The organism is Polaribacter uvawellassae (assembly GCF_039748955.1).
Lineage (GTDB): Bacteria > Bacteroidota > Bacteroidia > Flavobacteriales > Flavobacteriaceae > Polaribacter > Polaribacter uvawellassae.
This window is the reverse complement of the sequence record NZ_JBDIZN010000002.1, coordinates 198793-222815: the sequence shown is the minus strand read 5'-3', so window position 1 is coordinate 222815 and position 24023 is coordinate 198793. Positions and strand designations below refer to the sequence as shown.

Below are 24023 nucleotides of genomic sequence, written 5' to 3'. Positions count from 1 at the left end.
AAAAAATAGAATTACACGAGATTTAAAGAACCTTTAGGTTCTAAATTGGATATAATTATCCTTTGAAAAACTGAATTAAGCCCTTGGTGGCTGTAAAATTGAAGTAGTAAAGTCTTTTTCTGTACCATTTTGGTAGAAAAAGTCTTGGGTAGAAATGTAGTATGAGATAATATTTACATCTATAAATTTGAAATCTATTGTATTAATATGACAACATTGACAAATACAAAAAGGAGAGCATAAGTCTAAATCTTGATGTTGATGATCACTGTTTGTTGCTTGTAAATTTTCTGTTTTAACCTCATTATCAAGCGCAGCATAATCTTCGCAAGGTGCTAAATTAAGAGCTAAAATATAAAGCCATAATATGAAGGTTAAATATTTCATTATAGCAAAGATATAAATAAATTAATGCAATGGTTGTGCAAATAATAAAGCTTAACTAATAGTTTTGGAAGAAGTGCTTTTTTATAAAAAAAAATACACTTCTTCCCTAAACAGTTTTATTGGTTCATTTCCATAGAATGATCATATTTACAACAACCAGGTAGCCCCTCATAAGCATCTAAATCTCCATTCACTTTTTCAGTATCATAACCAGAAGCTGCAATTGCTTTATGAATTGACATTACATCTGTTTTTCCTTCATCAAAGGATACTTTTATTAGCTTTTTATCTTTATCCCAATTTGCATTTGCTATACCCTCAACACTATTTGCTGCTTTTTCAATTGTTCTTTTACACATTCCACAGTTACCTCTAACACCAAAAGAAATATCTTTCATTGCCATTTCTTTAGACATTGTAGTAGTTGCTGAATTTGATTCTTTTTTGGCTTCGTTTTTACAACTAGTAAACACTATTGCTATAATAACTACCATACTTAAAATTACTTTCTTCATTGTTTTAAAATTTAATTATTGATTGACTTTATTACTCTAATATTTGTTTTACTTCTCCACAGCTTAACATTGCCTGACCATAATAAGGATTTGTTATTTTTTGCTGTTTGCTTAACCAATATGCCCCTTTATTGTTATTTGCCATTGGGCAAAAATCTACAAAGACTTTTTTATTAATACCAAATAGTTTAATTGCATTGATTAGATGTGAAGAAAGGTGTTTAAAATGGTCTCTTTGAACTTTGATATCTGAACTCTTTGAAATTGAATTGGCTGACACTTTTATTTCTTTTTCTATAGTCATCCAATGATTATGCGCATTCTTATCTGTTAATTGTTTCATATCAACTTGAGATATATTTTCTAATATTATTTTTGATGTTAACATTGCATTATTAGCATCCTCATTAACCAATTCATCTTTTAATTTTATGTAACTATTAAATACATTTTCTAGCTGATTTTGAAAATTTATTGAAACTTTAATACGCTCATTCATTTTAGAGTGGTCTATTTTATTTGTTTTCTTAGTTTCCATTCCTAGATGCCCTTCGTGACCTGTCATTACTTTACCACCCACTTTATTCATCATAGATTTCTTACCTTGTAATTGCGCTGCTGCATCAATAGTGAAAACACCATTTGTTACAATTTCATCACCATTACTTAAGCCCTCTAAAACTTCATAACTATCACCTAATTTTTTTCCTAACGTAATTTCACGCATTTCAAAAACTGGCTTAGTTGTATTTTGTTTTATATAAACAACAGATCTTTTTCCTGTCCATAAAACAGCAGAAGAAGGTATACTTACAGTATTATTTTTGTTACCTGTTCTATTTTTGATTTTAGCTTCAACAAACATTCCTGGTTTAAACTTATTATGCTTATTATTTAAAACAACTCTTAATGTTACTATTCTTGTTTCTGTATTTAAAATTGGGTCTATAAAATCTACTTTCCCTTTAAACTCTTCATTAGCATAAGCATTTGTTGATACCATAACTTCTTGCCCTTTTTTAAAGTTGTCTATTTGATTTTCATACACATCAAAATTACCCCAAACTGTACTTAGTTTTGAAATCTTTAAAAGTGGTTGCCCTTGTTTTATATAATCACCTTGCTCTACTAATTTTGCTGAAACTGTACCAGAAACTGTTGCATACACAGGAAAGTTCTCTATTACTTTACCTGAAGCTTCAATTTGGGTTATTTGCATATCATTTAATTTCCAAAGTTTTAATTTACTTTTTACAGCTTTATATAGAGTAGGTTGTGATTCTTTTAAATTAGCTGCAGTAATTAGTTCTTGTTGAGCGGCATATAACTCTGGAGAATAGATAGTTGCCAAAAGTTGTCCTTTATTAATTTTTTCACCAGTAAAACTGACATTTAATTTCTCTATCCTTCCAGAAAAATAACTAACCTGAACTGCATTTGATTCTTCATTTTCTACAATTTTACCTGACAGTTTTATAAAATTGTCTTGCTGATTGCCTTTGTCTACTATTGAAGTTTGAATGTTTGCCAGTGCCATTGCATTATTTGATAACATAAATTGATCTGCCAATAAACCATCTGAATTACTTGCAGCTGGAATTAAATCCATACCACAAATTGGGCAATCTCCAGGTTCTGATTTCATAATTTGAGGATGCATAGAACACGTCCATTTTTGGTTTGTATTTGTTGTTTCATTATGATTGTGTTGAGATTCTTGAGTTGATGAATTACCAAAAAGTATCCACCCTAATACTAGACCAATAGCTAATATTCCGATATAAATTGCGTATTTTTTCATTTCTAAATTGATTGTTTTTTTAATTTTTTTCTAATTGTAGGGGATGAGGTAAACCATAATAAAAACCCACTTAAAACTGTGATTAATCCTAAAAGTGAAAAGGCTCTTAAAACGATAGTATTAAAATTATCTCTACCTTCATAATCCATTGTGTGAGTCATCCATAAAAAATCAAACCATCTCCAACTTTGATGTCTAACAGTTTGAAATTTTCCATCTTTTATGGATACATAGGCTTTTATGTTCTCATCATTTGCGTAGGTAATTACATAAGCAGGTAGTAGTTTTTCTCTGTATTCGTGATGTTTACCTGTTTTATCAATTAAATTGATTTCAACTACTTCTAAACCCTTTTTCATATAGTTTTTAGCTACATAAAGAGCTTCTTCTTTAGTGATTGCAGCCTTTAAACTACCATCAATAGCATTGTATAATTGTTCTTTGTTAATCCAATAAAATGGGGAATTATTAATGTCTCTCAACTCAATAGAATTGATACCATTTTTAATTTTTAAATCTGATGGACTAATGAGGTTGTTAAATGCCTGTGGTTGATATTTTAAATTTTTGTATTGATCTCCGTGAATTTCATCAATATCTGTCCAACTAAAATATAAACCACTAATTGTCCAAAATAAAAACTGAATTCCTAAAAACAAACCTAAATAACGATGTATCTTTCTAATTTTTAATGCTGCTTGTCTGTTTACCATTGTTATAATTTAATATTTCTTAACCTTAAAGAGTTTACAATTACAGAAACTGAACTAAAACTCATAGCTGCTGCTGCAATCATTGGAGATAGTAAAATTCCGAAAAATGGAAATAATAAACCTGCAGCTACTGGAACACCCAGAATGTTGTAAATAAAAGCAAAAAACAAATTTTGTTTGATGTTTTTCATTACTCCTTTTCCTAGATTTATTGCTTTGACAATACCGAGTAAATCTCCTTTAACTAATGTTACTTCACTACTTTCTATGGCCACATCTGTACCTGTTCCCATTGCAATACCTATATTAGCTTGTGCTAATGCAGGAGCGTCATTAATGCCATCTCCAGCCATTGCAACTATTTTTCCTTGAGATTGTAATTTTTTTATGACATTTAATTTATCTTCGGGCAAGCATTCTGCTTGAAAACTAGCTAAGTTTAATTGGTCTGCAACATATTTTGCTGTTCGCTTATTATCGCCAGTTAACATAATTACCTCTATGCCTTGTTTTTGTAATTCACTTATCGCTTGTTTACTGGTAGCTTTTATTGCATCAGTTATGGTAACATAACCTACCACAATTTGATTAATAGCAATGTAAGAAACTGTTTTACCTTGTTCTTGTTCTGTAATAATTTTAGTGTCAAATTCAGAAGTAATTTTTGCTTTTACTAGCTCCATTAATTTTTTATTACCAAGCGCAATTTTCTTATTTCTAACCGTACCAATAACACCTTTGCCCATAACAGCTTCAAAATCTTTTGATTCTAGAAGTTTTATATTTTTTGCTTTTGCAAAATTTACAATAGCTTCAGCCAAAGGGTGTTCACTGTATTGGTTTAAGGAAGCAATACCTTGTAATAAGTTTTCATCAAATGTGCCAGCTGTATTTATTACTTTTTCTACAGATGGTTTACCTTCTGTTATTGTTCCTGTTTTATCAGTGATTAGTACATCTATTTTATTTAAGTTTTCTAAAGCTTCAGCATTTTTGATTAAAACACCATTTTGAGCACCTTTACCAACACCTACCATTACTGACATAGGTGTTGCCAAACCTAATGCACAAGGACACGCAATAATTAATACAGCAATAGAATTTACAAAAGCAAATACCATTGCTGGTTCTGGTCCATAATAACGCCAAACAATGAAAGTAATAACTGCTACTACAATAACAATAGGTACAAAATATTTAGATATTTTATCTGCTAATTTTTGGATAGGAGCTCTTGAACGACTTGCATTGTTAACCATATGAATAATTTGAGAAAGTAAGGTTTCTGAACCTACTTTCTCTGCAATCATAACAAAAGATTTTGTACCGTTAATTGTACCAGAACTTACAGCATCATCTATTTTTTTATCCACAGGAATAGGCTCTCCAGTTATCATAGATTCATCTATATTACTATGACCTTCTGTAATTTTTCCATCAACAGGAATTTTATCTCCTGGTTTAACACGAAGGAAATCTCCTTTTTTAATATTATGAATTGAAATAATCTCGTCACCTGATTCTGTAACTAAAGTTGCTTCTGTTGGTGCTAATTTTAATAGTTCTTTAATTGCACCATTTGTTTGACTATGTGCTTTCGCTTCTAACAATTGACCTAATAAAACAAGTGTAAGAATTACTGTTGTCGCTTCAAAATAGACGAATACTGTACCACTTTCCGTTTTAAATTGATCTGGAAATACATCTGGAAAAAACATTGCGACTAAACTGAATAACCAAGCAACCCCTGTACCTATACCAATTAGTGTGAACATATTAAGATTCCAAGTTTTTATACTTTTATAGGCACGTTCGAAAAACATCCAACAAGTATAAAATACTACAGGTAGGGATAGAATTAACTGTATCCAATTCCAAGTAGATTGAGAAAGCATTTTTGTTATTGGGTTTCCTGGAATTAAATCTGCCATTGCAATTATGAAAATAGGCACAGTAAATAGTACAGAAATTTTCATTTTTTTAAGCAAATTTTGGTAGGTTTTATCTTCTTCGTTTTCTGAAGGTTCAATTGCGACTAAATCCATTCCACAAATAGGACAGTTTCCTTGTTTATCCTTTATAATTTCAGGATGCATAGGACACGTATATTTAGTTGTTACTTGTAGTTTTGGTTGTTCTACTAAATCCATTCCACAAACAGGGCAACCTACTTGAGAATTATATGTTTTATCATCTTCACAATGCATTGGACAATAAAAAATACCATTACCTTCTTCAATAATTTTTACTTCTTTATGCTTTTTATGACCAGGCATTTCAATTGTATAATGTAACCCAGCATTCAATAAAGTTTCTTGTAATTTTTCTAAAGAAATATGTGAAGACATTTCTATAGCAACTGTTTTTTCTTTTAAAAATGCTTCTACTTTTGTAATCTCCTTTAGTTTACTTAAAGCATTTTCTACATTGGTTTTACAACCATTGCAAGTCATTCCTTGTATGTTATATGTATGTTTCATCTTTTATTTTTTAAAGACTATCAATTATTTTATTTATAAAATCAGTAATATTCTCTTTCTCATTCTTAGTTAATTTTGCATCACTATGAATTAAGGTATAAGAAGACAAAGGCATTTTGTTATCTCTTATTTGACTCATAATTGATTTTAATTTACTTTTCTTTCTTCTATTTGAATATTCTGTCCATTTACTAAAATCTAATTCTTTTTTTCCTTCTTGTATGTGACTTTCTAAAAACAAAGCTATAGGCTGAACTTTATTATACCAAGGATAATTAGTATTGTTACTATGACAATCATAACAGGATTTTTGTAATATTCTGCTAATATTTTTAGGAGTATTGTTTACCAACAAAAAATCAGTTTTTGGAATATTTTTACTTTGGTTGAGCGTTGTGGGAATAAATTGTATTCCCACAAAAGCAACCAGTAAAACCAATGTTATGATTTTTACAATTTTCATTTAATTAATTTATTTGCTTTTTTACACTACCACATTTAAGCATTCTTGCACCATAATATGGATTCTTTATGTCCTTGATTTCACTCAACCAATAACCTCCATTGTTGTTGTTAGCCATTGGACAGAAGTCTTTGTAAAGTGTTTTTTCTGTGCCTAATAATGCTACTAAATCAATAATATCTGTACTTAGAGAAAGAAAATGTTCTCTTTGATGCTTTATATCACTTTTTACAATATGTTCTGCGTGTTCCTTGGCACTTTCCATTATTTCCATATATTCTTTGTGATTTTCAGTTGATAATTTTGCCATATCAAAAACTGAAAATGCTTCCACTAGTGCAGTTCCTCCTTTTGCAGCGTTTTCTTTATTGTCAGAAGCTAAACCATTTTTAATTTCTATATAAGCCTCAATAATTAATGCAGTTGTGATGTTCTTTTGATTATTTACCTCAATTGTTCTTACTTCTTTTTTAATTGATTTTTTATGATGACCATCTGTGTTATTATGTTTCATCATAGAATGAGCTTCACCTTTCATTTCTGTTTGATGCTTCTTGTGATTTTTACTTTCTTTTTTACTGTCTTTGCAAGAAATTGCAATTGATAAGATTAATATTGCTACTATAATTCCTGTATTTAATTTTAAGTTTTTCATTTTTATTGTTTTAAATAATTAATAATTGTTGATTGTATGTAATACTTTCTAATAGACTCTACTTGATTTAGTTGAAACTTTAATTGCAATTCCTGAATGTCTAAAACATCATTGAAATCTATTTTTCCTGTTTCGTAGCTCTTCATTAGAATGTCCTGAGCATTTTTTGCTTGTTTTAAATTTTTAGATTGTGTTTTGTAACTAATACGAGCTGAAACTCTATCATTAACAGCTTTATCTAAACGAGTTATAAGTTTATTAAGACGTTCTTGCTTTTGTGATAATATCTCTTCCTGTTGTAATAGATTTTGTTTTGTTTTCGATTTGTATTTGTTGTTGAATATTGGAATTGATATAGACACCATTGGCATTATAATATCCTTACCATTGTCGCCAAAATCTAAATTTGGGCGTTTTTCTACATTTATATAATCTAATCCAAAACCAATCATTGGACTGCTCTCTTTTTGGTTTAACAATTCAGATTGTTCTACAGAATAATAAAGCTTATCGAATTTTAATAACTCTGGATGTAACTCCAAAACTTTCGAATTATCCTCAAAAGATTCTGAAGGAATTGTTAACTCATTAATAACAGTAACTTTTACTGCTTTCTCACGATTTAAGAGTTTGTTAAAAACAGTCTGTTCTGCAATAAATTGTTGAATCAAAACATCTAGTAATTGCTGCAATTCGTTTTGACGCATTTGTAATCTTAAAACATCAACTACAGAAGCATTACCAACTTCAACCGATGTTAAAGCTAATGTTTCGTAGGTTTTTAATAATTCTATATTTTCTATCAATACTTTTTGTTTCGCTTTGTTAGCATACAAATTGTAATACGATTGTGATACAGAAGTCATTAATTTGCGCTTTGCAATTACAATATCTTCATACTTTGCTTTGGCTAATGAACCTACATAATTCTCACGAGCAGCAATCGTGTTAAACCAAGGTATCATTTGCTTTGCAGATACCTTAAAGCGTTGAGCACCTGTTCTTGTTTCTGGTTCACTCACAAAATAACCTACACCAAATTCAGTATTCGGAATTGTATTCACCTCATTTATTTTTTCTGTAGCAATTTTATACCTCAATTCAAATTTTTGAATTTCTGGATTATTGGCCAATGCTATTTCTATAAGGCTTTCTAACTGTTGTGCTTTTACAGACACAGAAACAAATAGAACGAATATTAAAATTTTTATATGTTTCATTTTGCTGATTTTTTAAGTTGAATTTCAGCTTTCCAGCTGTATAGTACAGGAACAACAAATAAGGTAATTAGCGCAATTAACATTCCTCCAAAACTTGGAATGGCCATTGGAATCATAATATCACTTCCACGACCTGTTGAGGTTAAAACTGGTAATAATGCTAAAATTGTTGTAGCTGTTGTCATCAAACAAGGTCTGATTCTTTTTTCTCCAGCCTCTACAATAGATGCTCTAATTTCTTTTTTGTTTTTTGGTGTATTTCTATCGAAAATTTGAGTTAGATATGTTGCCATTACAACACCATCATCTGTAGCAATACCAAACAGCGCTATAAAACCTACCCAAACCGCTACACTTAAGTTGATTGGGTGCATTTGGAATAGTTCTCGTAGATTTTCACCAAAAAAATTAAAGTTTAAGAACCAACCTTGACCATATAGCCATATCATTATAAAACCACCTGCAAAAGCAACTGCAATACCTGTAAAAACCATTAAAGATGTACCTACTGAACGAAACTGGAAATATAAAATCAGAAATATAATTGCTAACGCAAGAGGAACAACTACAGACAATGTTTTTTCTGCTCTTAATTGATTTTCATAGGTTCCTGTGAATTTGTAATTAATACCTTTTGGTACAATTAGCTCACCATTATCTATTTTTTCTTGAATTAGTGCTTGTGCATTTTCTACTACGTTTACCTCTGCAAAACCTTCTAACTTGTCAAATAAAACATAACCAACCAAAAAAGTATCTTCACTTTTAATAACTTGTGGACCTTGTTCATATCTAATATTAGCGACTTCACTTAATGGAATAGAGCTTCCTTTTGCAATTGGTATGTAAATTTGTTTTAAATCTTCTGGATTGCCACGTAATTCTCTAGGATATCGAACACGTATACCATAACGTTCTCTACCTTCAACAGTTTGGGTTAATACCATACCACCAACTGCTACTTTAAGAACGTTTTGGACTTCTTCTATAGTAATACCATAACGTGCTATTTTCTTTCTATCTATATCAATCAATAAATAAGGTTTACCAACAATACGATCTGCAAAAACTGCTTCTTGTTTCACACCTTCAGCTTGCTTTAAAATATCTTCCAATTGAATACCAAAATCTTCAATTTGTTTTAAATCTTGCCCTTTTACTTTTATCCCCATTGGTGCACGCATACCAGTTTGTAACATTACCAAACGTGTTTCAATAGGTTGTAATTTTGGAGCAGAGGTAACACCAGGTAATTTTGTTACTCTAACAATTTCTTTCCAAATATCATCAGGTGATTCAATTTTTGGACGCCAGTTTCTATAAAATTCTCCATCATTATCTTCAATTAATTGAGAACTTTTAATATTACTGAAAGTAGTATTCTCAGAATTGTTAGGGTTTGCTATGAATTGACCATTTTTTAAAGCAAACAAGCCCTCATCATTTACTTTATATCTCTGTCTTTTTCCATTTTCATTCAATGCGTATTCTGATTTGTATTGAATAACGTTTTCATACATTGATAATGGAGCAGGGTCTAAAGCAGATTCTGTTCTACCCGATTTACCAACAACGGTTTTTATTTCTGGAATAGTTGCAACAGCCATATCTAATTGTTGCAATACTCTTTTATTCTCCTCAACACCAGAATGAGGCATTGAAGTTGGCATTAAAAGAAATGAACCTTCATTTAATGATGGCATAAATTCTTTACCAGTATTTTTCATAATGAAAACACCTGCAATTACAATAGCAGTAGGAACAGATAAGAATAATAATTTATGATCTAAACACCACTTTAAAATACGAGTATAAAACTTTATGAATAATGAGAAAACACCTAGTAAACCAAAACAAATAATACTTACAAAAATGAGGTTCCAAAAGATACTTTTATCAACTCCTAATGGTCTCCAATATTCTGCCAATAGAATTACAATTGCTGAAACAGAAATAATGATGTTTGCAAGGTTAGCATTCTTCTCATTTATTTTTTCTTGAAGTTTTAATACTCCAGTAACTCCAAAACCTATTAAAATTATACCTAACCAATATCCATAGAATAGAGCCGCAAAACCAACAATTATTAAGGTGGAATTTACAACATAATTGAAACTCTTTTTTATAGTTTTCTTTCTGAATAAAAATGCTGCAAAAGGTGGAATTAAAAATAAGGCAACAATTATTGAAGCCGTTAAAGCAAAGGTTTTTGTAAATGCTAATGGTCGGAAAAGTTTTCCTTCTGCACCAATCATTGTAAAAACAGGTATAAAGCTGATAATGGTTGTCATTACTGCAGTAATTATTGCGCCTGATACCTCTGCTGTTGCCTTGTATACTACAGAATTGATTGGAAGCTTATCATTATTTTCATCTAGATGACGAATAATATTTTCTGAAAGAATAACACCAACATCAACCATAGTACCAATAGCAATAGCAATACCTGAAAGGGCTACAATATTTGCATCCACATTAAAAAGTTTCATTGCAATAAATACCATTAACACAGCAACAGGAAGTAAACCCGAAATTAGAATTGAAGCTCGAAGATTAAAAACCATAATCATAATAACCAAAATTGTGATTAGAATTTCTAATGTTAAAGCTTCGTTCAACGTTCCTAAGGTTTCTTGGATAAGTTCTGTTCTATCATAAAATGGAACAATAGTTACTTGTGAGGTTCTACCATCTGCTAAAACTTTGGAGGGTAAACCTGCACTTAATTCGTTAATTTTTTCTTTAACGTTATTAATAACTTCCATAGGATTTGCTCCATACCTTGCTACTACAACAGCACCAACAACCTCAGCACCTTCCTTGTCTAATAATCCTCTCCGAGTTGCTGGACCTAAAGAAACTTTTCCTATATCTTTAATTTTTATAGCTGTAAAGTTTTCTGAAGTTACTACTGCATTTTCAATATCTGAGATTGATTTGACATAGCCTAAACCACGAACTAAATATTCAGCTTGATTGATTTCTAAAGTTTGAGCACCTATATCCTTATTACTTTGTTTTACAGCTTTTACCACTTGACTTAAAGTAATATTATACTGTCTCATTAATTCTGGATTGACATCCACTTGATACTCCTTTACATACCCACCAATAGAAGCTACTTCAGAAACTCCACTTGCAGATGATAAAGCATATTTTACATAGTAGTCTTGAATACTACGTAACTCTTGTAAATCCCAACCACCAGTAACATTTCCTTTTTCATCACGACCCTCCAAGGTGTACCAAAATATTTGACCTAAACCTGTTGCATCTGGACCCAAAGCAGGGTTTACACCTTCGGGTAATAATCCGCTAGGTAATGAATTTAGTTTTTCTAGAATTCGACTTCGACTCCAGTAAAACTCAATATCTTCTTCAAAAATGATATAGATACTAGAGAATCCAAACATAGAAGAGCTACGTATTGTTTTTACTCCTGGAATACCCAATAAAGAAGTTGTTAAGGGATAGGTAATTTGGTCTTCAATATCTTGAGGTGAACGACCATCCCATTTGGTAAATACTATTTGTTGATTTTCGCCAATATCGGGAATTGCATCAACAGCAACAGGATCACTTGGTAAAATTCCGGTCTCCCAATTAAAAGGCGCATTTACAGTTCCCCATCCTATAAATAGGAAAAGTAATAGAACTGCTACTAGTTTATTTTCTATTAAAAATTTTATACTTTTATTTATCATTTTTTGATAATTAAACAATTAGACTATGGTGTTTAAAAAAAACACCGAATACAGCAAATTATCCTTATAACTATGCAGTTATAGGATAAAACGGTCTATTGTTTAAAAATCAAATTAAATAACTCTCGTCAATCTTGTAGATTTGATTCGTGACGATGGGTGGGACGTATTCTTGAAAAGAAGATACATTTTTATCTAAACCTTCAAATAGATTTACATAAGAATAAATGAATGAAGCAATAAATACTTTTTGCTCAAAAGAAATTTTATCAAATTGAATTTGAACTTCATCTTGTCCATCAATTAAAATTTGTTCATCATTGCAACAGTTTTCTTTTATTACAGAACAACCTTCAACAGTAGAATCAAGGTCCATTTCCATACCACAGGTTTCAGCTTTGTTAAAAACTGCTGTATCAATAAGAGTATCACCACAATAATGTTTTGTGATTGCAAATGAAGTTGTAGAAAATAAAACTACAAACGACATTAAAACAGCTAATATTTTATGAGAAAACTCTTTCATTCGTACTGCAAAGGTACAATAATGAAATAAAAAAGATTAAATTTTATGTTAAAAATCTTTTATTCAACATCTTTTGATAGTTTTTTTGTTATCTCTTCTAAAGCATCAATGAATTCATTTAAATTGAAGTTTCTAAGCTTTTCTTCAGGTTTTAAAGTGGTCTTGTATAGTTTGATTTTTAGTAAAATTTTATTTAAAAAATCTAAATCACCTTCCATAAAATCAATAACATTACTATAATCATACCTATCTTTAAATATCTCACATAAACTGAAAATCATTTTATTTTTTGAACTTTTAACTGCTTTTATAAAGCTAGTTACATTAACAAGAGGAATGAAATCTTTATTAAATTTTTGTTCACTAAATAATACTGCTAAATTTACAATATCATTATTCGATATTAATTTAGAAAGTTTCATTGAAGTTTTGGTGTTATTTTCTGATTGTATTTTATTATGAAATTCAAAGATTTTGTCAAGTATTTTTTTTGTATCTGGATCTGGAGTGTTAAAATGTTTTAGAGTTTCAAAGGTTGCTAAATGAAATTCTTTTCTTTTAGCAGAAATTTTTAAGCCATCCAATAAGTTTTTTTCTAAATCTTTTTTTGATATACTTATTAAACCATTTTCTAAAAAATGAAAATAGAAATTTGCAATTTGCTTGTAATCGTACATCCAATAAATACCAGTTGCTGCTTTTTTAATAACATATTTTGATAAATTTTCAAATTCATTATCATCAAGTTCTCTAAACTTATAATTCAACAATTTTCTAAAACTTGTAATTTCTTCTGAAATCTTTTCAGGCTCTCTATTTTCTAATTCTTTTCTAAGTTTTTTGTTATCAAGATAACCAGATAAGACAAATTTATAAATACTTGGGTAAAAGAAGTATTGGTCAATTCTGTTTGTTAAATATCTATCATAAAATAATTCTGGATTTGATTTTTTTCTTGGCTTATCACTTTTATCATTTAAAAAATTAGATACTATTCTTGAATACCAATCTTTATTAATATTATCAAACTCCTTAAAATCATTGCTGTCTTTTGATGTTAGATTTCCGTTTTTGAATTCTATGCTAAATATAGCTGTTGAAAATAAAACTTCATTGATATATTTTTGGTCAGCTTTTTTTATGTTTGGATATACTGCCTCCAAAATATCTAAATAGAAAATTATATTTCGAAGGTTTTTTGATTTTTGTTCTTTAAATATCGAGATTATAAACTTTTGACTTTCATTTAAAAATTTATAAAAAATCTTTTTTGATTTATATTTTTCAATTAATTTTGGAAAAATATCTTCTAATTCAGGATTGAAATTAAGAACTCTACTAATAACTTTCTCTTTAATTTCATCGTATTTATGAGCTAACTGTTTATTAGATTTTTGTTTCTTTATTTTTTCTTCATCAGCGAGAATTATACATTTAGTATGCTTATGTTCAGTAAATTCAGATAAATAACCGATTAATTCATCAATAGGAATTTTGCACCTTTCTAAATCATCTAAACAAATACAATATTTTTTAAAATTAAAAGATTTTACAGTAGATCCTTTTAATAAATCTGTAGCTTCTGTTCTAAAGAAAAGTTTAGTCGTTGCATTTGCAATATTTGTAGAAATATTGGTAATACTTTTAACTAAATCACTTTGGTTTTCTCCTAATTTTGGAATAAAATGTAAGAATAGTTTGTGCTCTAAACTTTCAATAGAACTTATACCATTTAGAGATATGTACATAACTTTGAGATTATTTTTTTCGATAATCTCTTTTAATTGTGAATTTAAATAAAACGTTTTACCACTACCCCAAACACCATTAATTAAAATAGCACTCTGGGTATTTTCTTTTTTAAGATACTTTTCAATTATTTTTTCTATGTGAGCCGTTTTCATATTTTTTCTTACAAAATACTAAAATATAATTATAAGTAAAGTTCTTTTAGGCTTGTTTCATTTTTATTGTTTAGTTTTTGTCTTAATGAAGCCATATCATCACTAACTTTTCTTTCGATAACTTTAGCATAAATTTGAGTAGTAGCAATTTTAGTATGTCCTAATAATTTTGAAACAGTTTCTATTGGAACACCATTGCTTAAAGTAATTGTAGTAGCAAAAGTATGTCTAGCAATATGGAATGTAAGGTTTTTCTTTATTCTACATAAATCTGCAATTTCTTTCAAATAAGAATTTAATTTTTGATTTGAAATGTTAGGAAACAGCGTTCTAGTTTTCTTAGTTTTAGTGTGACCTTTATATTTGTTAATTAACATTTCTGCTATTGGTAGCAGAGGTATTTTTACTTTATTATGTGTTTTCTGTCTGTTAGTAATAATCCATCTACCACCATCTATTCCTAAAGCAATATTATCCTCATTTAATTGCATAACATCAACATATGATAAGCCAGTATAACAACTAAAAATAAACAAGTCTTTGACTAGGGTTAATCTTTCTATGCTAAATTCTTTTTCAATAATATCTTGCAGCTCATCTTCTCTTAAAAATTCACGTTCATTTTTAATATAAGTAGGCTTGAATTTTATGAAAGGATCTTTTTCAATCCATTCCATTTTATAAGCTAATGTTACCATTTTACGCATTCTTTGAATATGCTTCATAACTGTGTTATTTTCCATTTGTTTTTGATGGTCTTCTGGAGTATAAGAACGTAAGAACTTTTCAAAGTCAACTATAAAACGATATGTTAATTGAGATAAATATATGTCTTGAATTTTTCTTTTTTTAGTTAAAAATAGTTTGATATATTTTTGAGTTGTGAAGTAATTTTTTAAAGTACCATATGTTAATGATTCACTCATTTGAGTATTGTGATAATCGATTAAGGTAAGTAAAGAATATTCTTCATTATCTTCCCCTAAAAAACGAGCTTTAATAGATTGAGAGCAGATAAATGCTTTTTCTTTAATAAGCTCATCATAAGCTATATAAATTCTATTTTTTACTTGGTCTAAATATCTGTTAAGTAAACGTGATTCTTGTTTGTTACCTTTTGCTCTTCCTCTTTTAGAATCCCATTCGGATAATATAACTTTTCGTTGTAAGCTTATATTAGCTCTTTTACCATTTACAGTTATCCTGCCATACACAGAAACTTCATTGTTTTTAATACGTGTTGCGTTTACCCAAAAAGATAAGGTAAAGTTAATTTGTGATTGCATAGTTGTCGTCTTTTAATTAAACATTCTTCTAGACGAAAGTCAAATCAACTATTTCAATTACAGTTTATTAAGATTTAATTTGGTTCACACTTTCTTTATTTTGAAACTGTGAACCGAATTGTGAACCAAACTAAACTATATTAATTCAATTCTTATGATGACCTAAAAACCACAAAACCTTGTAAATCATACGATTTACAAGGTTTTAGTTTCTGTTGGTATTCATTTTAGTCGGGGTGGCAGGATTCGAACCTGCGACCTCCTCGTCCCAAACGAGGCGCGATGACCGGGCTACGCTACACCCCGAAATTTGAAATTTGTAATGTTGTTTGTCTTGAAAAAAATCAAGAGGTTACACCTCAAATATTCAGATTGCAAACATACTATATTATTTCTATATTGTAAAGCATTTCTATTTTAAAAACAAACAACAAAATGAAAAGTTTAAAAGCAATTTTCGGAGTACTAATAATGTGTGTTTTACTGTTTGGTTTTATCAACCAAAGCAACGTAAAATCTCAAGAAAGTAAAGAATATGAATTGGTTGTTCCCGATTTAACTATTCCGTGGGGATTTACTTTTTTACCAGATAATTCGATGTTGATAACTGAAAAAAGCGGAGAATTAATTCATTTTAAAAATGGTAAAAAGCAAAATATTACAGGGTTGCCAAAGATTAAAGTACAAGGTCAAGGTGGTTTGTTAGATATAGAATTACATCCAAGTTATAAAAAAAATGGTTGGATTTATTTTACTTATGCATCTGCTTCAGGAGAAGGAGACGGAGCAAACACAACGTTGATGCGAGCAAGGTTAAATAATACTAAATTAATTAATCAAGAAGTTTTATATAAAGCAAGTCCAAATTCTAGAAGAGGACAACATTTTGGTTCTCGAATTGCATTTGATAGAAAAGGATACATATATTTTAGTATTGGAGATAGAGGAGATAGAGATGTAAATCCGCAAGATCTTACAAGAGATGGTGGTAAAGTTTATAGATTGCATGATGATGGAAAAATCCCAAAAGACAATCCGTTTGTAAACGTAAAAAATGCAAAAACAGCAGTTTATAGTTTCGGACATAGAAATCCGCAAGGAATGGAAATAAATCCATTTACTGGAAACATTTGGACGCACGAACATGGGCCAAGAGGCGGAGATGAAATTAATATCATTAAAAAAGGGAAAAATTATGGTTGGCCAACAATAAGTTACGGCATCAATTATAGTGGAACAAAATTTACGGACAAAACTGCTCTACCTGGAATGGAACAACCTTTACATCAATGGACTCCTTCTATTGCTCCAAGTGGAATGGCTTTTGTAAATTCTGATAAATATCCAGGATGGAAAGGCAATTTATTAGTTGGGTCTTTAAAGTTTCAATACATTTCGTACTGTACTTTAAAAAATGGAAAAGTTGTTAAGGAAGAAAAAATATTAGAAGGATTAGGACGAGTTCGTTCTATTGAGCTAGGAAATGATGGATATTTATATGCAGGAATTGAACAATTAGGAATTGTTAGAATTCTACCAAAGAAATAGAGCATTAAACACTATTGGTTTTTATTATAAAACTATTTTAATTTATCATATCATATTCTTTAGAAAATAGTTTAAAAAAAATACATTTGCAATCATAAAATTAAAACAACAATGGCAGAAAGAATAAAATGTTTAATTATCGGTTCTGGTCCAGCAGGATATACAGCAGCAATTTATGCAGCAAGAGCAGATATGAAACCAGTAATGTACACAGGAATGCAAATGGGTGGTCAATTAACTACAACAACAGAAGTAGATAATTTTCCTGGTTACCCAGACGGAACAGATGGAACAGCAATGATGAACGATTTGCAAAAACAAGCAGAACGTTTTGGAACAGAAGTACGTTTTGGAATGGTAACAAAAGTTGAGCTGAGTGAAGAAGTTGGCGGAATTCACAAAGTTATTGTAGATGAATCTGTAGAACTTGAAGCAAATACGATAATTATATCAACAGGAGCAACAGCAAAATATTTAGGATTAGAAAGTGAACAACGATTAATTGGTGGTGGAGTTTCTGCTTGTGCAACTTGCGATGGTTTCTTTTATAAAGGACAAGATGTAGTTGTTGTTGGGGCAGGAGACACTGCTGCAGAAGAGGCAACATATTTGGCTAATATTTGTAAGAAAGTAACGATGTTAGTTCGTAAAGATTTTATGAGAGCTTCAAAAGCAATGCAACACAGAGTTAATAAAACTGAAAATATAGAAGTTTTATACAATTCTGAATTAGATGAGGTTCTGGGAGATAATGTTGTAGAAGGTGTTCGCGTTGTTAATAATCAAACAAAAGAAAAACATACTATTGATGTAACTGGAGTTTTTATCGCTATCGGACATAAACCAAATTCTGATTTATTTAAAGGTGTTTTAGATATGGATGAAGTTGGTTATTTAATTACCAAAGGAAAATCTACAAAAACGAATTTACCAGGTGTTTTTGCTGCTGGAGATATTCAAGATAAAGAATACAGACAAGCAGTAACTGCAGCAGGAACAGGTTGTATGGCAGCTTTAGATGCTGAACGTTATTTAGGAGCATTAGAATAGGTAATCTAAATATTATTATTAAAAAGAGATTGCGATTGTAATCTCTTTTTTTTTGCATTAAAAAGACCGTTAGAAATTTCTAACGGTCTTTAACAAACAACTAAATTCTAAAACTTATAAAAGTTTAAGAAAGTTTTAAATATCTTTAGAAACAATATTTGTTTTCTGCTTTTACTTTTTCTGCAATGATATTTCTTAATTCAACTACGTTTGGATAATTTGTGTATTTGGTAAAACGTTTTAACCCCATTAACATCATTCGTTGTTCATCACCTTCGGCAAAAGAAATGATTCCTTCTTTTCCGTTTTTATTAATGATTTCTACTGCGTTGTATAAGTATAATTGAGACATTGCAATTTGTTCTTTTTGAGAATCTGCACCAAAACGTTTTGCGTTCTTTTCAGTTCTTAATATTCCAGATTCTGCCATGTATATTTCAATTAAAATGTTAGCAGCAGCATTTAATAACTGTTGATGTTCTTCTAATTCTGGGCCAAATTTTTGAATAGCTGCACCAGCAACCATTAAAAATACTTTCTTTAAATTGACAATAATTTGTTTTTCTTCAGCAAATAATTCAGAAAAATCTGGTGTATCAAAAGAAGGAATTCCTAATAGTTCTTCACCAACTGCCATTGCAGGATTTAATAAATCAACATGACCTTTCATTGCTTTTTTTACCAACATTCCAACAGATAACATTCTGTTGATTTCGTTTGTACCTTCGTAAATACGAGCAATTCTTGCGTCTCTCCAAGCAGCTTCCATCGGAGTTTCTTCAGAGAATCCCATTCCACCAAAAATTTGAATTCCTTCATCAGCACAATGCTGTACATCCTCAGAAACGGCAACTTTTAATATAGAACATTCAATTGCATATTCTTCAACACCTTTAAGTTCTGCTTCTTGATGAGAATTTCCAGCAGCCTCACGCATTGCAATTCTATCTTCAATATTTTTTGCTGCACGATAAGATGCTGATTCGCCTATATAAGCGTTGGTTGCCATTTCAGCAATTTTAGATTTGATTGCACCAAATTCAGAAATTGGAGTTTTAAATTGTTTACGCTCATTGGCATAATTTACAGCAATACTTGTAACTCTACGTTGAGAATCTAAACAAGCTGCTGCTAATTTAATACGTCCAATATTTAATGCATTCATGGCAATTTTAAATCCTTCACCACGACCAGCTAACATGTTTTCAGCAGGAACAACTGTATCATTAAAAAATACTTGACGAGTTGAACTTGCTCTAATTCCTAATTTATGTTCTTCTTCTCCTAATGTAATTCCGTTTGGATTTTCACCATTATATTCAACGATAAATCCAGTAATGTTTTTGTCATTTTCTATACGTGCAAAAACAATCATCAAACTACAGAAACCTGCATTTGAAATCCACATTTTTTGTCCGTTGATTTTATAATTTTTTCCATCTTCTGATAATGTAGCAGTTGTTTTTCCTGAATTTGCATCAGAACCTGCTCCAGGTTCAGTTAAACAATATGCACCAAACCATTCTCCTGTAGCAAGTTTAGGAACGTATTTTTGTTTTTGCTCTTCAGTTCCGTATAAAGTAATTGGCATGGTTCCAATTCCTGTATGAGCACCAAAAGCTGTACTAAAAGATCCTGTTCCGCTTGAAATATAATCACACGTTAACATGGTAGAAACAAAACTCATTCCTAAGCCACCATAAGCTTCAGGAACTGCAACACCTAAAAATCCTAATTCACCAGCTTTACGCATCACTTCTTCAGTCAATGCATAATCTTTTGCTTCAAATCTTGCTTTGTGAGGAATAATTTCACGATCGTTAAATTCCATTACAGCTTCTTTCATCATGGTTTGTTCTTCCGTAAAATCTTCGGGAGTAAACACATCTTCACAGTTTGTTTCTTTTACAAGGAATTGCCCTCCTCTTAGTAATTCTTTATTTGTTGTTTCCATTTTCCTATCCCTAACCCTTTCCGAAGGAAAGGGAACTTGTCCGGGTTATTTTAAGTTATATTTTATTTTAATTATATATTTTTATTCAAATACTCAAAGTCTTCCCTTTGGGAAGATTTAGATGGGATTATATTACTTCAAAAACTCATAAATTCCTGCAGCACCTTGTCCGGTTCCAACACACATGGTAACCATTCCGTATTTTCCTGTCATATCTCTTTTACGCATTTCGTCAAATAACTGCACAGAAAGTTTTCCTCCAGTACAACCTAAAGGATGACCTAAAGCAATTGCGCCACCGTTTACATTTACGATATCTTGATTTAAACCTAACTCTCTAATTACTGCTAAAGATTGAGAAGCAAATGCTTCATTCAATTCAATTAAATCAATATCATTTTGTTTTAAACCTGCTTGTTTTAATGCTTTAGGAATTGCAGCAACTGGACCAATTCCCATGATTCTTGGCTCAACACCAGCCGCAGCATAATTTACCATACGCGCAATTGGTTCTATGTTTAATTCTTTTACCATTTCTTCGCTCATGATTAATACAAACGCTGCTCCGTCACTCATTTGTGATGAATTACCAGCTGTTACGCTTCCTCTTTGAGCAAATACTGCTCTTAGTTTAGCTAATGCTTCTTTACTTGTTCCAGCTCTTGGGCCTTCATCCTTTGTAACCGTGTAAGATTTTGTTGCTTTTTTACCATTTTCATCAACATAGGTTTGTGCTACATTAATAGGAACAATTTGATCTTGAAAACGATTTTCTGCTTGAGCTTTTAATGCTTTCATGTGAGAATTGTATGCAAATTCGTCTTGATCTTCTCTAGAAACGTTGAATTGATTTGCAACGGCTTCTGCTGTATTCCCCATACCCCAGTAATATTCTTCGTAACCTGCTTTTACTAGATCGTAATTTAATTCTGGTTTAAAACCCGTCATTGGAACTGCACTCATGCTTTCTGCACCACCAGCGATGATACAATCTGCCATTCCAGCTTGAATCTTAGCTGTTGCCATTGCAATTGTTTCTACTCCAGAAGAACAAAAACGATTTACCGTAACTCCAGGAACATCAACAATGTTTAATCCCATTAACGAGATTAATCGTCCCATGTTTAATCCTTGAGAACCTTCTGGCATTGCATTACCAACAATAACATCATCAATACGTTTCTTGTCAAAGTTTGGTAATTTATCCATCATATATTTGATGGTTTCAGCAGCCAATTCATCTGTTCTTTTAAAACGGAATACACCTTTTGGTGCTTTACCTACTGCGGTTCTGTATGCTTTTACTATATATGCTGTTTTCATTTTATTTTAAGTATTTAGTGGTTAGTAATTAGTAGTTAGTGATTTTCTAATCCCTAGTTACTAATTCCTTATTACTATTCGCAACTAGTTGCGAAGCGGTTTTCCTGTTTTTAACATGTGTTGAATACGCTCTAACGTTTTTCTTTCTGTACAAAGACTTAAGAAAGCTTCACGTTCTAGGTCTAATAAATATTGTTCTGTAACTCTTGTTGGTTCAGATAAATCTCCACCAGCCATTACATACGCTAGTTTATTTGCTATTTTCTGATCGTGTTCTGAAATGTAGTTACTAGCTTCCATAGAGTCAGTTCCAACTAAGAACATTCCCAGTGCTTGTTTACCAAGAACTAATACATCTTTGCGTTTTACTGGTTGAGTATAACCTGCTTCTGCTAATAAAACGGCATGTTTCTTAGCTTCTGCAATTTGACGATCTTTATTTACAACAACAACGTCTTTTCCTTTTTGCAAAATTCCTAAATCGAAAGCCTCATAAGCAGAAGTTGCTACTTTTGCCATTCCGATTGTTAAAAAGTATTCTTGTAATACATTTAATTGTACATCACCTTTTAGAAATAAATCTTGTGCTCTTAAAGCCATTTCTTTTGATCCACCACCACCAGGAATTACTCCAACCCCAAATTCTACCAATCCAATATAAGTTTCTGCAGCAGCAACAACTTTATCTGCGTGCATAGAAAGTTCACATCCGCCTCCTAAAGCCATTCCGTGTGGTGCAGCAATAGTTGGAATTGCAGAATAACGCATACGCATCATGGTGTCTTGAAAATATTTGATAGCCATGTTTAGCTCGTCATATTCTTGCTCAACAGCCATCATAAAAATCATTCCAATATTTGCTCCGACTGAGAAGTTTGCAGCTTGATTACCAACAACTAAACCTTGAAAATCTTTTTCTGCTAAATCTATTGCTTTGTTGATTCCTGCTAAAACATCACCACCAATGGTATTCATTTTAGATTGGAATTCACAGTTTAAGATTCCGTTTCCTAAATCTTCGATAACAACGCCAGAATTTTTAAATACTTCGTTTGATTTTCTGATATTATCTAAAATGATAAATGAATCTTGTCCTGGTTTTTTAGTTTGTGATTTTGCAGGAATGTCATAATAAAAAGTAGCTCCTTCTTTTACAGAGTAAAATGAAGTTGAACCATTTGCAATCATTTCTATTACCCAAGCAGCAGGAGTTTTCCCTTCTGCTTTCATAATTTCAATTCCTTTTTCTACACCAATTGCATCCCAAATTTCAAAAGGACCATTTTCCCAACCAAATCCAGCTTTCATTGCATCATCAATTCTGTAGACTTCGTCAGAAATTTCTGGAATTCGATTAGAAACATATTCAAACATTGCCGAGAAATTTTTTCTGTAAAATTCCCCAGCTTTGTCCTTTCCACTAACCAATACTTTAAATCTATCAATCGGTTTATCGATTGTTTTTGTCAACTCTAAGGTTGCAAATTTTGCTCTTTTATTTGATCTATATTCTAAGGTATCTAAATCTAACGTTAAGATTTCTTTTTTACCATTTGCATCCACAGATTTTTTGTAAAAACCTTGCCCTGTTTTGCTTCCTAACCATTTATTTTCCATCATGGTGTTGATGAAACCTGGCAGTTTAAACAACTCGTGCGCTTCATCATCTGGGCAGTTTTCGTAAATTCCGTTTGCTACATGAACTAACGTGTCTAAACCAACAACATCAACAGTTCTGAACGTTGCAGATTTTGGACGACCAATAACTGGACCAGTCAATTTATCAACTTCTTCAACAGTTAATCCCAATTCTTTTACTTGATGAAATAAAGACTGAATTCCGAAAATTCCAATTCTATTACCAATAAAAGCAGGTGTGTCTTTAGCTAAAACCGAAGTTTTACCTAAAAATTTAGAACCATAATCCATTAAGAAATCTGTTACTTCTGATTTACAATTTGGACCAGGAACCACTTCAAAAAGTTTTAAATATCTAGGTGGATTAAAAAAGTGTGTTACTGCAAAATGCTTTTGAAAATCTTCACTTCTTCCTTCGTTCATAAATTTGATCGGAATTCCAGAAGTATTTGAAGAAATAAGAGTTCCAGGAGTTCTAAATTTTTCAATCTTTTCAAAAACTTGTTGTTTGATGTCTAAGCGCTCAACAACAACTTCCATTACCCAATCAACATCTTTTATTAAATGCAAATCGTCATCAATATTACCTGTAGTAATTCTATCAGCAAATGCTTGGGAGTAAATTGGTGAAGGTTTCGATTTTAACGAAGCTGTTAAAGCATCATTTACCAAACGATTTCGAACCACTTTATCTTCTAAAGTAAGTCCCTTTGCTTTTTCTTTATCATTTAGTTCTCTAGGAACAATGTCCAATAAAAGTACTTCAACACCAATATTGGCAAAATGACAAGCAATTCCGCTTCCCATAATTCCAGAACCAACAATTGCTACTTTTTTAATTCTTCTAGTCATTTGT

17 protein-coding genes and 1 tRNA gene are annotated in these 24023 nt (G+C 30.9%); 2 read left to right on the top strand and 16 right to left on the bottom strand.

Annotated features, from left to right (window positions below):
• Positions 1-75: 75 nt before the first annotated feature.
• The 13 genes from ABDX67_RS05240 to ABDX67_RS05180 form a co-directional block, all read right to left on the bottom strand.
• Positions 76-387: a DUF6660 family protein gene (locus tag ABDX67_RS05240; RefSeq protein ID WP_347173916.1), complete on the bottom strand. Its 312-nt coding sequence runs from the start codon at positions 385-387 to the stop codon at positions 76-78.
• A 116-nt stretch (positions 388-503) separates the two neighbouring features.
• Positions 504-902, bottom strand: coding sequence for a heavy-metal-associated domain-containing protein (locus ABDX67_RS05235; protein ID WP_088352998.1), 399 nt, complete (start codon positions 900-902; stop codon positions 504-506).
• Positions 903-933: 31 nt separating this feature from the next.
• Complete coding sequence (locus ABDX67_RS05230; protein ID WP_347173915.1) at positions 934-2703, bottom strand: efflux RND transporter periplasmic adaptor subunit; 1770 nt, start codon at positions 2701-2703, stop codon at positions 934-936.
• Between the two features lie 2 nt (positions 2704-2705).
• Complete coding sequence (locus tag ABDX67_RS05225; RefSeq protein WP_347173914.1) at positions 2706-3416, bottom strand: PepSY domain-containing protein; 711 nt, start codon at positions 3414-3416, stop codon at positions 2706-2708.
• A gap of 2 nt (positions 3417-3418) precedes the next feature.
• A complete protein-coding gene (locus ABDX67_RS05220) occupies positions 3419-5896 on the bottom strand; it encodes a heavy metal translocating P-type ATPase (protein WP_347173913.1) in 2478 nt (825 codons plus the stop codon).
• 10 nt (positions 5897-5906) lie between these two features.
• Positions 5907-6359 (bottom strand): heme-binding domain-containing protein, encoded by a 453-nt coding sequence (locus tag ABDX67_RS05215; protein WP_347173912.1) that lies wholly within the window; start codon positions 6357-6359, stop codon positions 5907-5909.
• A 4-nt stretch (positions 6360-6363) separates the two neighbouring features.
• Entirely contained in the window at positions 6364-7014 is a 651-nt protein-coding gene (locus ABDX67_RS05210; RefSeq protein ID WP_347173911.1) for a DUF3347 domain-containing protein, read from the bottom strand.
• Between the two features lie 2 nt (positions 7015-7016).
• Complete coding sequence (locus ABDX67_RS05205; RefSeq protein ID WP_347173910.1) at positions 7017-8234, bottom strand: TolC family protein; 1218 nt, start codon at positions 8232-8234, stop codon at positions 7017-7019.
• Complete coding sequence (locus tag ABDX67_RS05200; RefSeq protein ID WP_347173909.1) at positions 8231-11938, bottom strand: efflux RND transporter permease subunit; 3708 nt, start codon at positions 11936-11938, stop codon at positions 8231-8233. Before ABDX67_RS05200 ends, ABDX67_RS05205 begins: the two co-directional genes overlap by 4 nt.
• Positions 11939-12047: 109 nt before the next feature.
• Complete coding sequence (locus ABDX67_RS05195; RefSeq protein ID WP_347173908.1) at positions 12048-12464, bottom strand: HYC_CC_PP family protein; 417 nt, start codon at positions 12462-12464, stop codon at positions 12048-12050.
• 59 nt (positions 12465-12523) lie between these two features.
• Entirely contained in the window at positions 12524-14368 is a 1845-nt protein-coding gene (locus ABDX67_RS05190) for a P-loop NTPase fold protein (protein WP_347173907.1), read from the bottom strand.
• Positions 14369-14397: 29 nt separating this feature from the next.
• Entirely contained in the window at positions 14398-15654 is a 1257-nt protein-coding gene (locus ABDX67_RS05185) for a site-specific integrase (protein WP_347173906.1), read from the bottom strand.
• Between the two features lie 231 nt (positions 15655-15885).
• Positions 15886-15960: transfer RNA gene (locus ABDX67_RS05180), tRNA-Pro, on the bottom strand.
• A gap of 129 nt (positions 15961-16089) precedes the next feature.
• Here ABDX67_RS05180 and ABDX67_RS05175 point away from each other — a divergent pair.
• Both ABDX67_RS05175 and trxB read left to right on the top strand, forming a co-directional pair.
• Positions 16090-17202 (top strand): PQQ-dependent sugar dehydrogenase, encoded by a 1113-nt coding sequence (locus ABDX67_RS05175; protein WP_347173905.1) that lies wholly within the window; start codon positions 16090-16092, stop codon positions 17200-17202.
• Between the two features lie 111 nt (positions 17203-17313).
• Positions 17314-18252, top strand: coding sequence for a thioredoxin-disulfide reductase (trxB, locus tag ABDX67_RS05170; RefSeq protein ID WP_347173904.1), 939 nt, complete (start codon positions 17314-17316; stop codon positions 18250-18252).
• Positions 18253-18397: 145 nt separating this feature from the next.
• Here trxB and ABDX67_RS05165 read toward each other — a convergent pair whose 3' ends face one another.
• The 3 genes from ABDX67_RS05165 to ABDX67_RS05155 all read right to left on the bottom strand — a co-directional run bounded on the left by ABDX67_RS05165 (position 18398) and on the right by ABDX67_RS05155 (position 24019).
• A complete protein-coding gene (locus tag ABDX67_RS05165; RefSeq protein WP_347173903.1) occupies positions 18398-20206 on the bottom strand; it encodes an acyl-CoA dehydrogenase family protein in 1809 nt (602 codons plus the stop codon).
• A gap of 132 nt (positions 20207-20338) precedes the next feature.
• Complete coding sequence (locus tag ABDX67_RS05160) at positions 20339-21529, bottom strand: acetyl-CoA C-acyltransferase (RefSeq protein WP_347173902.1); 1191 nt, start codon at positions 21527-21529, stop codon at positions 20339-20341.
• 84 nt (positions 21530-21613) lie between these two features.
• Positions 21614-24019, bottom strand: coding sequence for a 3-hydroxyacyl-CoA dehydrogenase/enoyl-CoA hydratase family protein (locus tag ABDX67_RS05155; protein ID WP_347173901.1), 2406 nt, complete (start codon positions 24017-24019; stop codon positions 21614-21616).
• Between the last annotated feature and the right edge of the window lie 4 nt (positions 24020-24023).

Coding starts and splice junctions, on each gene's coding strand:
- ABDX67_RS05240 (WP_347173916.1), bottom strand. CDS start 387: ATGAAATATTTAACCTTCATATTATGGCTTTATATTTTAGCTCTTAAT.
- ABDX67_RS05235 (WP_088352998.1), bottom strand. CDS start 902: ATGAAGAAAGTAATTTTAAGTATGGTAGTTATTATAGCAATAGTGTTT.
- ABDX67_RS05230 (WP_347173915.1), bottom strand. CDS start 2,703: ATGAAAAAATACGCAATTTATATCGGAATATTAGCTATTGGTCTAGTA.
- ABDX67_RS05225 (WP_347173914.1), bottom strand. CDS start 3,416: ATGGTAAACAGACAAGCAGCATTAAAAATTAGAAAGATACATCGTTAT.
- ABDX67_RS05220 (WP_347173913.1), bottom strand. CDS start 5,896: ATGAAACATACATATAACATACAAGGAATGACTTGCAATGGTTGTAAA.
- ABDX67_RS05215 (WP_347173912.1), bottom strand. CDS start 6,359: ATGAAAATTGTAAAAATCATAACATTGGTTTTACTGGTTGCTTTTGTG.
- ABDX67_RS05210 (WP_347173911.1), bottom strand. CDS start 7,014: ATGAAAAACTTAAAATTAAATACAGGAATTATAGTAGCAATATTAATC.
- ABDX67_RS05205 (WP_347173910.1), bottom strand. CDS start 8,234: ATGAAACATATAAAAATTTTAATATTCGTTCTATTTGTTTCTGTGTCT.
- ABDX67_RS05200 (WP_347173909.1), bottom strand. CDS start 11,938: ATGATAAATAAAAGTATAAAATTTTTAATAGAAAATAAACTAGTAGCA.
- ABDX67_RS05195 (WP_347173908.1), bottom strand. CDS start 12,464: ATGAAAGAGTTTTCTCATAAAATATTAGCTGTTTTAATGTCGTTTGTA.
- ABDX67_RS05190 (WP_347173907.1), bottom strand. CDS start 14,368: ATGAAAACGGCTCACATAGAAAAAATAATTGAAAAGTATCTTAAAAAA.
- ABDX67_RS05185 (WP_347173906.1), bottom strand. CDS start 15,654: ATGCAATCACAAATTAACTTTACCTTATCTTTTTGGGTAAACGCAACA.
- ABDX67_RS05175 (WP_347173905.1), top strand. CDS start 16,090: ATGAAAAGTTTAAAAGCAATTTTCGGAGTACTAATAATGTGTGTTTTA.
- trxB (WP_347173904.1), top strand. CDS start 17,314: ATGGCAGAAAGAATAAAATGTTTAATTATCGGTTCTGGTCCAGCAGGA.
- ABDX67_RS05165 (WP_347173903.1), bottom strand. CDS start 20,206: ATGGAAACAACAAATAAAGAATTACTAAGAGGAGGGCAATTCCTTGTA.
- ABDX67_RS05160 (WP_347173902.1), bottom strand. CDS start 21,529: ATGAAAACAGCATATATAGTAAAAGCATACAGAACCGCAGTAGGTAAA.
- ABDX67_RS05155 (WP_347173901.1), bottom strand. CDS start 24,019: ATGACTAGAAGAATTAAAAAAGTAGCAATTGTTGGTTCTGGAATTATG.